This is a genomic window from Pseudoalteromonas gelatinilytica, from assembly GCF_001641615.1.
Lineage (GTDB): Bacteria > Pseudomonadota > Gammaproteobacteria > Enterobacterales > Alteromonadaceae > Pseudoalteromonas > Pseudoalteromonas gelatinilytica.
On sequence record NZ_LRRU01000016.1, the window covers coordinates 28,226 to 43,693 of the forward strand.

General features: G+C 43.3%; 11 protein-coding genes. 2 read left to right on the plus strand and 9 right to left on the minus strand.

Going from position 1 to position 15,468, the window contains the following annotated elements; genetic code table 11:
- Positions 1 to 3 precede the first annotated feature (3 nt).
- From NH153_RS07165 to NH153_RS07185, 5 genes are all read right to left on the minus strand, one after another.
- Positions 4 to 4,320, minus strand: coding sequence for an alpha-1,6-glucosidase domain-containing protein (locus tag NH153_RS07165; protein WP_063702373.1), 4,317 nt, complete (start codon positions 4,318 to 4,320; stop codon positions 4 to 6).
- 22 nt (positions 4,321 to 4,342) lie between these two features.
- A complete protein-coding gene (locus NH153_RS07170; protein WP_063702375.1) occupies positions 4,343 to 7,237 on the minus strand; it encodes a TonB-dependent receptor in 2,895 nt (964 codons plus the stop codon).
- A 187-nt stretch (positions 7,238 to 7,424) separates the two neighbouring features.
- Positions 7,425 to 8,042 carry a LysE family translocator gene (locus NH153_RS07175; protein ID WP_063702377.1) on the minus strand — a complete coding sequence of 206 codons (618 nt, stop codon included), beginning with the start codon at positions 8,040 to 8,042 and terminating at the stop codon, positions 7,425 to 7,427.
- Positions 8,042 to 8,221 (minus strand): DUF4177 domain-containing protein, encoded by a 180-nt coding sequence (locus NH153_RS07180; protein WP_054554414.1) that lies wholly within the window; start codon positions 8,219 to 8,221, stop codon positions 8,042 to 8,044. Before NH153_RS07180 ends, NH153_RS07175 begins: the two co-directional genes overlap by 1 nt.
- A 1-nt stretch (position 8,222) precedes the next feature.
- The gene (locus NH153_RS07185) at positions 8,223 to 8,627 is read right to left on the minus strand and encodes a DUF3224 domain-containing protein (RefSeq protein ID WP_063702379.1); all 405 of its coding nucleotides are present in this window, start codon (positions 8,625 to 8,627) and stop codon (positions 8,223 to 8,225) included.
- A 77-nt stretch (positions 8,628 to 8,704) separates the two neighbouring features.
- On the opposite strand from NH153_RS07185, the gene NH153_RS07190 reads away from it, so the two are divergent.
- On the plus strand, positions 8,705 to 10,477 hold the full coding sequence (locus NH153_RS07190) for an ABC transporter transmembrane domain-containing protein (protein ID WP_063702382.1): 1,773 nt from the start codon (positions 8,705 to 8,707) through the stop codon (positions 10,475 to 10,477).
- Positions 10,478 to 10,538: 61 nt separating this feature from the next.
- Here NH153_RS07190 and NH153_RS07195 read toward each other — a convergent pair whose 3' ends face one another.
- Positions 10,539 to 11,171 carry a YiaD family glycine zipper/OmpA-like lipoprotein gene (locus NH153_RS07195; RefSeq protein ID WP_063702385.1) on the minus strand — a complete coding sequence of 211 codons (633 nt, stop codon included), beginning with the start codon at positions 11,169 to 11,171 and terminating at the stop codon, positions 10,539 to 10,541.
- Between the two features lie 80 nt (positions 11,172 to 11,251).
- Positions 11,252 to 12,031 carry a substrate-binding periplasmic protein gene (locus NH153_RS07200; protein ID WP_063702387.1) on the minus strand — a complete coding sequence of 260 codons (780 nt, stop codon included), beginning with the start codon at positions 12,029 to 12,031 and terminating at the stop codon, positions 11,252 to 11,254.
- A 122-nt stretch (positions 12,032 to 12,153) separates the two neighbouring features.
- Here NH153_RS07200 and chrA point away from each other — a divergent pair, with 122 nt between their 5' ends.
- Complete coding sequence (gene chrA / locus NH153_RS07205) at positions 12,154 to 13,290, plus strand: chromate efflux transporter (RefSeq protein ID WP_063702389.1); 1,137 nt, start codon at positions 12,154 to 12,156, stop codon at positions 13,288 to 13,290.
- Here the strand turns inward: chrA and NH153_RS07210 are convergent.
- Positions 13,287 to 14,537, minus strand: coding sequence for a mechanosensitive ion channel family protein (locus NH153_RS07210; protein ID WP_063702391.1), 1,251 nt, complete (start codon positions 14,535 to 14,537; stop codon positions 13,287 to 13,289). The genes chrA and NH153_RS07210 overlap by 4 nt on opposite strands.
- Entirely contained in the window at positions 14,534 to 15,457 is a 924-nt protein-coding gene (locus NH153_RS07215) for a 1-acylglycerol-3-phosphate O-acyltransferase, YihG family (protein WP_063702393.1), read from the minus strand. The genes NH153_RS07210 and NH153_RS07215 overlap by 4 nt, the downstream gene beginning before the upstream one ends.
- Positions 15,458 to 15,468 lie beyond the last annotated feature (11 nt).

The window sequence follows — 15,468 nt, forward strand, 5'->3', positions numbered from 1 at the left end:
AAGCTATTCCACTGCTTCAACCGTCACTGTTAATTTACTCAGATCAGGTCCTTGCACTGTAAAACGATAATCGCCAGCAGCTGCAATACTCAGGGCGATATTGGCGCCAACGGCTTCTAATAAAGCGGCTTCGCCAAGTACAGCAACAGGGGCATCACCACTGCCGCCATAATCTACGGTACTCCAATCTTCAGAAGCGACTTTGAACTCATAGTCACCAGCTTCTAAGGTCATGGTGGTACTGTACATCGCATCACCAGCATAAATTAGTGGGTTATCTGTGCCCCAACCATTAACGCTTCCGCGTAAGTACACCTGAGTTGCGCCAAACATTTCTGCATTAAATACACTCATGAGTGGCTCTTCAAGGTTGCTGGCATCAAACACAAACTGATATTGACCATCGCTTGCAATATCCATTGTCATGTTTGCACCTTTTACTGCGAGCAGTTTTTCTGTACCCACAATGACTGCCGCGCTACTTTCACCTGAGCCATAATCCACCGTGCTCCAGTCACTTGAAGCCACTTTGAATTCATAGCTACCTGCGGTTAACTGTTTAGTGAAGGTATAAATGCCTTTACCTTGATACATCAACTCATCACTGGTACCCCAATCGTTTAAGCTACCACGTACATAAATTGGCGTGCCAACAAATGGCTCTTCGTTATAGACCTTAAGCACAGGGTTATCGGTGTCTGTGGCATCGAATGAGAATACATAAATAGCATCCATTGCCGCCGTAAAGGTCATATTAGCGCCACTGCGTGTTAGCGGCTCATCTTCACCTTCGATCACTTCAGCAACATCGGCAGAAAGCGCACCAAAATCAACGGTAGACCAATCTTCAGAAGCCACTTTAAACTCATAGCTGCCTGCTGTTAGAGGAATCGCAATTTTGTACTCGCCATTACCCACATATTCAAAGCTATTTGCCGTACCCCAGTCGTTTAACGAGCCACGAACATAAACTGTTGTGCTACCAAATGGTACGATATCAGGTGCCCCCACAGTCGCATCCGCACTTAGGCCTTCGCCTTGAGCATCACCTTGTGGTTTCACAAACACAGCAACAGTATATGGCGGAACATTAAAGGTACCTTCGCCCTCACCAGCTATAAAGCTTGCCGCTGACATACTAGAGTCAACACTCGCTTTTAAAACAGGATGAAGCTCAAAACCCGCAGCCGTTGATACCGTATGCGATAAGCTTTGCTCAGTGCCGTTCATCACCACGACAATGGCATCGTATTGGCTATCTAGGTCAGTTAAACCAACGCCATCATCGATACTCATCACGACTAAGCCTTGCTGTTGACGCTTACCAATATTGTGGAAGCCAACGCGGTCTAAGATATCTTGCTCTGTGGTTAAACTAAATAATGGGCTGGCACTACGAATTGCTAAGAACTCAGTAAATATATTACTTGCGTACTCAATGTCGCTAGCCATCGCTTGCGCATTCGTATTTGCTGAAATAGGTGCTATTTCACCCCACTTCGCTTGGTTATCTTGCGCAGGCGGTAAACCTACATTCCAGTTGTTGGTTTCTTTACTGAAATCAACAAAGTTGAACCAATCACCAGAATCATAGCTGTTACGATCCATTGATTTAGAACGCAGCATATCAGCACCCATTTGCATAAATGGAATACCTTGGCTCATCAGCGGCATAGCTAAAGCCATATTGTGAACACGCACACGATCTTCAATACTTAAGTTAGTGCCATGTTTATATTGCAGCTGATCCCATAGTGTTTCGTTATCATGCTTAGAGACATAGTTAATGCTGTCAGCTGGATCGAGTGCATAAGCCGCAGGCTGACCACCCCAACTAAAGCTACTGCCTTTTGCTGAATTACCTTTAAAGTCTTTAAGAATGTAGTTTTGTAAGTTACCTGCCAGTGATAAACGCAACGTATCTTGCTCAGATAAATTGCCATCTGTGGCATTATTACTAAAGAACGCACCGCCGCGAATTGCCTCACGGATACGGTCATTAAAGGTACCTACTTCAGTGCCTGCCATATCCATTTGTTTAGCTTGCACAAATAAACGGTTATCTGCGACTTCACCAAAGTTCCACCCTTCACCGTAAAAGTAGGTATCAGGGTCAACCGCTTGTACTGCACTAAGCGCGGTCATAATTGATGCTTTTGGCATATGCCCCATCACATCAAAGCGGAAGCTATCGTAACCAAAATCACGAGCTAGAATCACCATAGAATCAGCAACAAACTTATCCATCATGACATGTTCTGTTGCTGTATTTTCACAACAGGTTGAGCGCTCGATATCGCCTGATGTTTCGTTATATCTGTGGTAGTAACCTGGTACCAGTTTATCGAAGACTGATTTATCCCAAACACCTGATGAGGTCGTGTGGTTATAAACAACATCAAGCACGACACGTAAACCAATTTCTTGTAAAGACTGGATCATCGCACGCGTTTCTTTGACTCGTGCAATACCTTCAGGTGATGAAGCGTAAGAGCCTTCAGGCGCAATAAAATGATGCGGATCATAACCCCAGTTAAAGCTATCAACACCACGCATTGCATTAGCAAGTGCTTGAGCATCATCAGAGCCAGGTAGGTATGACGCCATTAAATCAACTATCAATGCACTCTTATCTTCGGTTTTACATGCATCGGCATCATCGTCAATGCGGCTACATAAATCACCTAAGGTCGCAGTGATATCAACACGCTGACTGACATCTTCATCTATAGTGCCAATATCTGTCAGTGGCAGTAAATGGAAATGGGTTAAACCATTATCTGCTAGCTTTTTAAGATGTTGCATTGGTGCGCTATCAAGCTCAGTAAACGCAAGATACTTACCACGGTTTGCTTCACTGACTGTTTCATCACGCACACTAAAATCACGCACATGACCTTCATAAATTACCGCTTGCTCAGGGTAATCAATCGTTGGCACCATACGCTCATCCCAGCCAGTCGGTTTAGAATCTTCATCATCAAGGTTAATTAGTTGGCTATATAAACCATTGGTTGAAACGTTTAATGAATAAGGATCTGTGCTCCATAAGCTTTCAATTTTCTTAGTCGTCGGATGATAAACATCAAACATGAAACGGTAGTAATGGCGATCGTGACTGATATCGACATTGCTAGACCAAATACCCGTTGCGCTATCAAAGGTCATAGCAAGTTGTTCAAGCTCTGTTTTATTAGCATCATAAAGCGCTAATTTCATATTGCTTGCAGTCGGTGCCCATACCGACACATCAATACCATTATTGGCGTAATGCACACCTAGTTGTGCTTCATTAGCGTCACTTTCGCCACTGGTGTATAAGTCATCAAGGGCTTTAGCGGTTTGCACATAAGTGGCTTCTGTTAGCTTGCCATCAGCATCATAGCCCGCAACAACTAATTGTTGTTTAATAAGCTCTTTTGCAGCGGCTGCATCCCAGCTACCTTGGTACGCATTCCATCCAGCAAGGTGTGGTACTTTAGCGATTTGCTCATCGCTTAAAGATGTCGATGTAAGCTCAACCACTTGACCATTTAGCTCACCGGTATCTTCATCGACAGCTAAATCAGCACTGCTTGAAGAGTGTAATTTAATGATACTTGTCAGCTCATTACTTGGCTGATAAATCACAGTAGATAAATCAATCCAATGCGCTGAGGCACCAGAAATACTCACTGGACGCTCACCTAAGCTTATAATTGGATATTCAAATACTGATGGTTCACCATGAATGGTAAAGTTCATACGTTGGAACTTTTCATCGTCCTGCATCAATGGCATTTTTAAATCGACATCACCAAACGCTTTGCCAGACCCTTCTGTGCCAATATGCACGATAAAGTTAGCACACTCGTTGTAACCCTCTTTTAGTTTTACAATCCAGTACGCGCCATAGTTAGGATCAATACCATCGTATTCATGACCATTTGCCCAATCAGTGGCATCAAACGGCGCTGCGTACGCATCACAGTCATCGTTATTCCATGAGTGTAATCGATAGCCTTCGTAGGCATCATCACTGGTGCGGTTATAGAATAAGATGGCTTCGTCATCTGCAGGGAAAACCACAGGATCAGGCAAAGTGGGATCAGCGCCTACTACGCAGCTCTCATTATTCTCATCGGGTACCGTTGGTGCCGGACAACTAATCGGTGGTGGATCAACACATTCAGTCCCTGCTTCATTGGGAACTTGCGGGACACTACAGGTCAATAAAACTTGCCCAGAATCTATATCGTTACTTGCGCCACCACCACATGCTGCTAGCAATACCATGCTACATGCAATCAGTAAGCGGCTAAAATTAGCTATTATTTTCATATTATTATCTCCAGCTTACTGATCAATGGTTATAGGTAAAACCTAGATAAAACTGACGACCAAAGAATTGCGTGGTGCCTGTTTTACTGGTTGTTCCAAAGTAGCTTTGTGTAGGTTCATCAGTTAAGTTATTCACTTGTAATAACATGCCGAATGAATCTGTGAACTGATACGATGTTTGGAAATCGATAACTGTTTCCGCATCAAAGTTCACCACTTGCTCATTGACAGCAACTTGCTCTGAAACGAAATCATCGCGATAACGCACATTCAAACGTGTTTCAAAGTTTTCATAGCTGTAAAAAAGAGTGCCGTTAAAGACATTATTTGACAGGCCAGGCAAGTCTTGCGATACAGAATCACCACCTAAATCGGTAATAGATTGCACCTCACTCTCGGTATACGAGTAACTGGCGTTAATACCTAGGCCTTCAAACGGTGAGGGTAAGAAAGAGAAAACTTGCGTATAGGCAAGCTCAATACCGCGAATATAACCGCCTTTGGCATTGTTAACCGCAGTGGTGTACACACCATTTGTGGTTTCGATTTGCTCACCACTGACAGGGTCAACAATGTATTCTGGTACGTTAAAACCATTACCCTTAAAATCAAAGTTCTCTATAGCTACCGTATCTATGAATGAGTCGATATTCTTATAAAACGCAGCAACTACCAGTGCACCATCGGTGTCTTCAAAGTATTGCTCGTAGGAGATATCGTATTGATCAGCATAGAAAGGTTTTAAGAATGGGTTATTAGTACTTGAACCGTTAATTTCGCCGTCATTGTTAACCGATGCACTGGCATCACCCGCTAAACGGTTAATCGGAGCACGTGCCATCACTTTTGCCGCAGCAAAACGAATTTGTGTCGCGTCACTGACTTTAAAGTTCAGGTTTAATGAAGGCAGGTAATCAGTGTATTTAATGCCTAACACGCTTGGTGCATAAAGGTCGTTAACAATGCCATTGTCATCGACAATATATTGCGCACCGAGTTGTGGATCGCCACCGACGTTTTCGAGTACCGTCGCAGACTGATCGGTGTCTACTCGGCGAATACCAATATTACCTGTGACTGGCAGCTTGCCAATTTCGGTATCAATATTAAGCATCAGATAGGCTGACACCACTTCTTCATACACTGAACCACTTTGTAACATGGTCCATGAGTAGTTAGTGGTATAGCCTTGTGCATCTGGCTCACCATCACCATCTAAGTCAACAACACCATCGGCATTACCCCAGGTTTGTACTGGTTGCGGAATACCATTTGGGAACCATGCGTTGAGTGCTTTATCTAAATCTATCGCTAAATATGATGGGAAATAGCTAAACTCGCCTTGCCAATCGACTACTGTAGTCATGTCATCAGTAAGACGAAGCGGTGGTTGAGTCGAGGAGAATGCACCGTCGTTACCGTATTCAAATACAGAGCGATTATTGCTGTACTCACGGTCTGAATAACGAGCACCAAATTCAATTGAGCTAAACCAGTTATTCTCTAACTCATATTTAAAATCGAGTCGAAATGCTTTTACTTCATCTTCATTTTCATACGGATAAATACCGTATTTACTCACCATAACTCGGTCAATATCGCTAAATGCGTCTGCTTGGTTAAAGCCGACATCAGGCAAATTTAAGCCGTTCAATTGATAGTTAAGCGATACATTGGTATCGAACACTGGGTTCTCAACGGTAGCATCTTCTGCTACCAATGCCCAAAGTAAACCATTACGGAAATTACTCTTAGCACGTGATAGCGACACATCAGCATTGACGTTCAAACGCTCAGTAATTTGCCAATCGGCATTAATGCCGTAGCTGTCTACTTCATCAAAGTCTTGGTTATCATCATTAACGATTTCAACACGGGTAAAGCTATTTGATGTGCGGTTAATCGCACCACCAATCACCGCATTACCGTCAAGTACTGGATTAGCATACACCGCAGACGGACCACCAAACTTAACCCGAAAACCACGGGCAAATGATTCGCTATCAAAACGCGATAAAAACGCATCCCCTTTTAGTTTAAAGTTATCGGTTGGCGCCCATTCAATTGAGGTTAAATAACCATTACGGGTTTCTTCACCACCTAAATGCTGAAGCTCAAACCCTTCACTGATGTATTCATTAGCAGGGTTATCAGCTGGGCCATCGATATCATTGGCCAGCCCATCAACATCTTTATTACCGTTATAAGCAAAACCGATAAATTGCGTCGCCACACTCGGCTGGAATAAGCGCGCGTAACCTAGTGCGACACCTAGCGTATCGTCAAGAAACTTGCCTTGGTAAGAAAAACTAATACGGTCGCCATATTCGGTGGCATCAAATACCTCTGAGGCACGGTCGTTATACATACCGCGCACATTCGCGGTAAATTTGTGTTGCTGATCATTATCCAAAGGGCTTGCTGTTTGTAGCTCGACTGTACCCGCGACGCCCCCTTCAATGAGCGATGCCTTAGGCGACTTGAAGACCGCCGCTGAGCTGATTAACTCAGACGGATATTGGTCAAACTCAATACTACGGCTACCACTGGTAGATACTTGCTCACGACCATTTAATGTCGAAAAAACAAAGCCACCAGATAAACCGCGAATGTTGATTTCGGCAGCTTGACCACCGGTACGTACCGCCGAGATCCCCGGTAGACGTGTTAATGCATCAGCCATAGATACATCAGGTAATGCCCCTAAATCATCGGCTGAAAGTTGCTCAGAGACAGTGTCGCTAAAGCGTTTTTGATTTAATGATTGAATTAAGCTGCGACTAAAGCCGCGCACTTCGATTACTTCAAGCTCAGGATCGATTTCCTTTGCTGATGTGCGTTCTTCTTCCGTCGCCGCCATTGCACTGTTTGCCGCTACTAAAGCTAGCATAAGCGCACTTAGCTTGAATTTCCCCATTGGATTTCCACCCTGTTGTCGTTGGAGGTGTTGTATTTGTGGTTATTGTTGTTGTCAAAAAACAACCAATAAAGTGTAACCAAAAGGTAAATATTGTGTGATGAATACGTATGCAATAGGAGCTTGCTGGGGAGAGCAGCGATCACAACCCTTTTTTATTAGTGATGGAATCGCAATATAGAGGGATTTATAGGGTAATAACGACGCGAACAGCTAAGGCAATAAAGATCACCCCTAGCAATTTTTCGAGCCATGGATTCGTCTTGGTAAAGCCAAAACGCTTTTTTGATATGTCGGTTAACAGTGCAACAAGTAGATACCAGCCAGTATCAAGCACAAATACCGTTAAACACATGATTAACCCAACTTGCAAAGTCAGGTTCTCAGGGTCAATAAATTGCGAAAACAGCGCTAAAAAGAACACCGCTAGTTTTGGATTTAAAAAGGCAATGGCAAAGCCGTCTTGCAGCGCGCTGCGAGGGCTCGGCTTAGTTTGCTCAACATTCAGTGTTTGCGAGCTGGGTTTAGCTAACAGAATACGAATACCCAAATATGCGAGATAGGCTGCACCGCCATAGACCAGCACTTGATAAAGCGTTGGTAACTGAGTCATCAGCGCACCTAAACCTAGTAACGAGGCACACGCATAAAAACCAACCCCAATACCATGGCTTAACGCCGCCAACATGCCGTTCTTCATACCGCCATGTAAACTGTGTTTTAAAACCACAGCTAAACTCGGCCCCGGCGACATTGCCCCCATCACGCAAATTAAAACTAAACTCAACCACTCAGTTAGTGTCATTATTCGTTATTCTCGATTAGTAATAAAACGGATGTTATCTGACCATAAACCCCAGTGGCAGTGGTGATTGTTTTCACTTGCCAACCAGCTTGGCCTAATTCGAACACCCGTTGATTTAATGCATCAATATCGATGCCGCCGAAAAAGCGCTTCTTTTTAAACTCAACTACTTTTTGCATGTTAGTCCATCAGTTGGTATTCAAAGTCATAATGATGAATACCCGATTCAATTCGAATTGCCATTTTACCAGAAAGACCTTCAAGCTCTCCTGCGCCTGAGTCTGGCACCACTTCTAAAATCAATCGGTCAGCACCTTTATCCATGGTGCCAAAATGTTGCAGCACAAAACTGCCTTGTTTACCTTCTAAACTACCAACAACTTGTTCTATCGCTACATAACCTGCACTACCTTGAGTTGCAGTTATGGCACTGAGCATTTCGCCTTGGCTTGTTGCTTCTAAAGGACCTGAAAACTGTTTATCAATCGACATGCGTCCTAAATTTACGCCATCTTTACCTGTTGCATAGCCACCAATTGGGTTTAATTTTACGGTGAATTGACCACTGATCGTTGTAGATTCCATACTAATCCCTTAATAACTGTTGAATTTTAGAGCATTGATAACCATATCTATACCCTATTCACCAACAAGAATCTAGCATGTCTAACAACAAAGAAAAGGCCGCATTTAGTAGCCTGTTACCGATTTTAGCTTTTATAAAACCTTATAAATGGGTGGTGTTTGCAGCCCTTGGCGCCTTGTTGCTTACGGCCGGTGTTAACTTATCACTCGGACAAGGCGTTAAATTTGTTATCGACCATGGCTTTATTGCAGGCTCGCAAGCTCAGCTTCAACAAGCGGTGATGGTGTTGATTGGTTTGATTAGCTTATTAGCAGTAGGTACTTTTTGTCGCTTTTATTTAATGTCGTGGATTGGTGAGCGAGTCAGTAACGATATCCGTAAAGCCGTGTTTGATCGCATCGTTACATTACACCCGAGCTACTTTGAAGAAAACCGCAGCGGCGAGCTGATGTCGCGCCTGACCACCGACACCACCTTGTTGCAATCTATCATTGGCTCCTCTTTTTCGATGGCATTACGCAGTAGCTTAATGCTAATTGGTGGTTTGGCAATGCTACTTATCACCAACCTAAAGCTAACCCTTGTGGTTGTTGCCTGCGTACCTGTGGTACTACTGCCGATGATGATTTTTGGCCGAAAAGTGAGAAAGCTGGCAAGCTCCAGCCAAGATGCCATTGCCGATATCAGTACCTATGCCGGTGAGATCATTCAAAATATCAAAGTCGTGCAAAGTTATAGTCACGAAGAACGTGAAAAAGCAGCATTTAGCGAAGAAACCAACAAAGCGTTTCAAGTCGCGAAGAGCCGTATCAAACAGCGCTCGTTTTTGATTGCAGCGGTTATATTTCTGACCTTTAGTGCTATTAGCGTGATGCTGTGGGTCGGTGGCAGCGACGTATTAGCTGGCACCATGACTGGTGGTGAGCTCGGTGCTTTTGTGTTCTATGCAATTATGGTGGCGATGTCTGTAGCAACGGTTGCCGAAGTGTACGGTGAGTTACAAAGAGCAGCAGGTGCAGCTGCACGATTATTAGAACTACTCGCCGTTGAAAGCATGATAAAAAGTCCAGATACAAATCATGATGCACAACTTGAGGAAAACAAACTTAATCACCCTGCTATCGAGTTTAATGAAGTGTCTTTTCATTACCCTTCAAGGCCAGATAAAGCCGCTTTAAATGCGCTTAATTTACAAGTAAAACAAGGGCAAACTGTTGCGATTGTTGGCCCGTCAGGCGCTGGTAAAACAACGTTGTTTGAATTACTGCAGCGCTTTTATGACCCAAGCTCTGGGAGTATTTCGCTGGCAGGAATAAACATAAAAGCACTCTCTCTTGATTGCTTACGCCAGCAAATGGGGATGGTGGCACAAAACCCAATTTTATTTAGCTCAGACGTAATGCATAACATACGTTATGGCAACCCAAGCGCCAGCGACGAGCAAGTATATGCGGCGGCCAAATATGCCCATGCTGATGAGTTTATTAATCAACTCCCTGATGGTTATCACAGCTTTTTAGGGGAGCAAGGTGTTAGGCTTTCAGGTGGGCAAAAACAACGCATAGTGCTAGCGCGCGCAATATTAAAAGATCCTGCAATTTTGTTGCTTGATGAAGCAACCAGTGCACTCGACGCACAAAGTGAGTTTCATGTACAAGCAGCCCTTGAGCATCTGATGAAAGACAGAACAACACTGATCATTGCCCATCGTTTAGCAACGGTTAAACACGCCGATGTGATTGTTGTGATGGATAAAGGAGAAATTATTGCAACGGGTACGCATCAGCAATTGTTTGAAACTAATCCATTGTATAAACAATTGTGCGAACTACAGTTTAATCGAGATTAAGAAGAGAAATGTCAGGTTTGAAAGGGCATATCAAACCTGACCACAAATCTAGATGTAATATCTAACCTTGTGTATTCGGTACGATTTGAATTTCTACGCGGCGGTTTAAAGCTCGACCATTTGCTGAGTCATTGCTCGCCACAGGACGTGTTTCGCCATAGCCTTGCGTGCTGATACGTGCAGACATTATTTGATGATTAACTAAGTAATCTTTTACGCTTTGCGCACGTTGTTGAGATAACGTCATATTGTAGCTATCTTTACCTGTGCTATCGGTATGACCTTCAACGCTTAAGTAGGTTTTTTCGTATTTGTTCATCACCTTCGCAATCGCGTCTAGGGTACTGTGAAAACCCGACGAAATATAAGATTGGTCAGTTGCAAAGGTAATGTTAGATGGCATGACTAAACGAATATTGTCGCCTTCACGAACCACTTCAACACCTGAACCTGCTAGCTCATCGCGAAATGCTTCTTCTTGCTTATCCATATAATCACCAACAGCGGCACCCGCTAATGCACCAATAGCCGCACCAATAAAGATACGTTTATCGTCGTGGTCGCCAGTTGCTTTACCTAGCACGGCACCTGTTGCAGCACCAATCGCTGCGCCTTTACCTGTATTAGTTGTCTCACAACCTGTTAAAAGAACGGCTAAAACGCCCACTGTTAAAACTGATTTTGTAAAAGTCATGTGTCTCTCCATGGCAATTATTCAAATTGAATTGTTTACAATTATGAATCAGTTTCTATGAACAAGCGATGAAGAAAAGATTACTTATCAAGTGCTACAGCAGTAACCGGAGGTAAGTTATACCCTTTAACCAGCTCGGTTAAACGGCCATTGAGAACTAATGTATTGAGGCGGTCTTGAATTTTATCTGCCAGATCTGAGCGTGCAAACTGTTTACTTAAAGCAATGTGGCCATAAATAACATCTTTATAGCGATAAGGCATTTTTACGATTTCTTGTGAAGGTCGCTGCAAAAATACAGAGGCGTGATCAGCTGTGGTTTCAACAGCAATTACCAGCTCAACACGGCTTTTTAACAACATATCAAAAGCATTATGCTCGCTTAACGCTTCAACTTTAGTGAGTGTTTTATCATTATCGAAACGAGGAAAATGCGCAGCGCCTCGCATTACCGCAATGCGCTTACCAATTAAGTCTTGATAGTTGTTGATTTCAAGTCCGCTGTCAGCTCTGGCATAAAACACAAAAGAAGATGACAGCATCATGTATGGTGGAGTAAGAAACTGCATTTTTTGCTCACGCGCTTCTGTGCGAATAAGCCCGCCCATTACATCTAGCTCATTTTGCTCGAGCATTTTTAAACAACGAGAAAACGGGCAAGCGACGTATTCAAGCTTGATTGGCAGAGTACGCTGTATTTCGCGCATAATATCAACTATTGCGCCACTGACTTTACCATCTTCAGAGACCATGCCATAAGGAGGCGCATGATCAACCGCCACCACAACCTTTTCAAACGTGGTTGCAAGTGCAAAGCTGCTGCAAAGTAATAACAATAAACTTGTAAAATACAATTTCATAGTGATACTCATGACTACGTTCACTCGTTACATATATTGTAGTCGCGCTTGTGTCATAAAAACCACAAAAATGTCATACAATTTTGTCATAATAGAAACAATCACCCATTAACGGCAAAGCAATGTTACTCGTTATCTTTAAGCAATTCTTTTTATTAGGCTGTATGAGTTTTGGCGGTCCTGCGGCACACCTTGGTTATTTTAAGCGCTACTTTGTTGATAACTTAAAATGGCTTAGTGCTGAGCGCTATGCGCAATTGATTAGCCTAAGCCAAGCATTACCAGGGCCTGGTTCGAGCCAAGTTAGTTTTGCGATGGGGGTTGAAAAAGGGGGCATTTTAGGCGGCCTATGTGCTTTTATTGGTTTTACCCTGCCCTCATTTTTGATTATGTTTTTTCTAGCTCTCAGTGCTCACCAATTTGGTGATATTTACTTTGCAGTGATTGCCGGGCTTAAACTCTTTGCTGTGGTCATTGTTGCTGATGCAACCTACAGCATGGCAATGAGCTTTTGCAAAAACCATTTACACAAGCTTATCGCGGTATTGAGCACGATTGCACTCATTGTGTTCTCAGAGCTATCAAGCCAGATTCTCGTACTCATTGTTGCAGCAACCTTGGGCTGGTTTTATCCTCAGCTTAAACTGCCAGAGAACCAAGAACATAAACCATTAACAGTCGCTTGGGTACCGCTTGGTTTATTTACCACCTTGTTACTAATTAGCTTTTTACCTTTGGGTGAATGGTTTTCTGTGTTTGCCCCATTTTACCAAACTGGTGCTATGGTTTTTGGTGGCGGCCACGTTGTATTACCCGTTTTACAAGCGGGTGTGCCGAGTCTTGACACTGAGCAGTTTTTATCTGCCTATGCCAGTGCTCAAGCCATACCTGGGCCAATGTTCACAATCGCCACATACTTAGGTGCACAAGTGTCGCCAAATACGCCACTTATAGGTGCAATTGTCGCTACGGCACTTATCTTCTTACCGGGATTTTTGTTGATGTTAGCGTTTATGAAAAGCTGGCTACAATTGGCGGATAAACCTCGCTTTGCGGGCAGCATTGCAGCGTTAAATGCGGCCGTGGTGGGCTTTTTAGCCGCTGCTCTTTATTCACCTATTTGGCAATCAGCAGTGCAAAATCTATGGCAAGTTGCTTTAGTCATTGCAGCATTTACGTGGCTAAGAATGGCAAAGCCACCTATTTGGTGGCTATTGTTAGGTTTCATTGCAATTAGCTTACTGATTGCTCAGCTTTAAGCTTTTTCGCGGGGCGGATTCGTTACCTTGATACTCGGTTTTAAGCCTATTTGAGGCTCACTAGCCGTTAACTGCCCAGTGACACTTTGATAAGGTCGAAGCGCAAAAATTGGCAACACGGCAAGAAGATGATCCATGATCTCTGCTTGCAAATGCTCGTATGAGATCCAGCGTTTATCTTCACTAAAGCAATAAAACTCAATGGGTAAACCATGATTGATTGGTTGTAGCTCACGTACCATTAGGGTTAAATCACGATTAATTTTTTCGTGTTGTTTTAAGTAACCTTCGGCATAGCGGCGAAATAAACCTAGATTAGTAACTGGATCAGGCAAAGCCGTTACTTTGATATAGTCATGCAATGGAATAGCAGCATTTATTTGCTCACGAAACGCATCATCAACCAAACGAATACTATTCATATCAATGTTTAAAGAACGTTTGATACGGCGACCACCCGACTCTTGCATTCCACGCCAGTTCTTAAATGACCCAGCAACTAACATGTAGGTTGGAATAGTTGTGATAGTGTTATCCCAGTTGCGTACTTTTACCGTGTTTAAACCCAGGTCAATCACCTCACCATCGGCACCATAGCTGTCGACTTGGATCCAATCGCCATAGGTCACTAAACGATTAGCTGCAATTTGAATACTGGCAACAAAACCCAAAATGGTGTCTTTAAATACGAGTAAAGTCACCGCCGCTATCGCACCAAAGCCAGACAAAATATAAGTTGGTGACTTTTCTAGCAAAATACTCACAATAAGGATGGCGCAAACCATAAAGGTGATAAGTTTTACAACTTGGATCAAACCCTGAATCGGAATATCACGGGCAAAATCAAGTTGGTTATAGATGCCACCAGCAATGCTCACGACACTACTTAAAATGAAGCCACCATAAATGATCAGCGCAACTTGCCCCACCGTTTTTAGTACTAACGCAGCGACATCATGAACAGGATAAACATAATCGAAGGTTGCTAAATACAGTACGCAGCACAATATCCCCGCGAAACGGCGGTTTAGTTTATTGAGCATGGGTGTTAGCGCACCGATGCGCTCAGGAGATAAACGTGTAACAACCTTTTGAATGCCCGGCAGTAATAAGCGGCGGGTAAACATATAGATTATTAGTAATGAGCCAACACCAATCGCTGTAGCCGTTAATGCGCTTATTAGCGTCGCGTCGGGCATTGATTCAAACCAAGGCATCACCAACTCTTGCAGGTGAGTTTGCTTCATGGCGCTTCAACCTCTTTATTGATGGTAGCAAGGTATTCAGCTTGCTGGGTTTGATGATAAGTTAGTAGCTGAGCATCTTTTTGCAACCATAACTCATTAATATGTTGCTGAAAAGCCGTTCTAAATGCACGGTCATGCTGATAATCACCAATCATCTCTGCGCTAATTGCTTGTACATGCATTTCAACTTTGATCACGTTGAGACGACCACGCATCAGATTACGACAAATATGGTCGCCTTCGCCTTGGTAAATAATCGAGGTATTTAATAATGCATCAAACTGCTCACCTAACACCTCAAGAGCAAATGCAATACCGCCCGCTTTAGGCTTTAAAAGGTAAGTGAACGGGCTGTTTTGCTTTTTGTGTTTTTGGCACGTAAAGCGTGTGCCTTCAACAAAGTTGATAATGGTAGTTGGATGATTACGAAAGTCGCGACAACTGCGTTTGGTACGCTCTACATCGAGTCCTTTCAGCTTAGGATTTTTTGCCAGCTGCGCTTTGCTAACACGCTTCATAAAAGGCATGCCCATCGCCCACGCGCCGGTGCCAATAAATGGCACATATTTTAATTCATCTTTTAGGAAGAACTTTGGCGCAGGTAAAACATCAATCGCACTTAAAACAACAATATCTAGCCAGCTCATATGATTAGAGATAAGTAAGTACCAACCATCTGTGCTGACTTTGCCTTTAATATCAACATCAATTGTAGGGCAACCTAGCCACAGAGCTAAACGATTCCCCTTACACCAACCGCGATAAGCCACATGAAGAATATCGCTAACCACTTTAAATGGCAGTAATAATTTAAGCACACCAAGGAGCAGCACAAGCGTGCCCCAGATAATTACATTAGCAAACAAGACAATGCTCACTAGAACGCCTGTTAACCAATTAGGTAAAAATTTCTTTAACATATGTGTGCTCT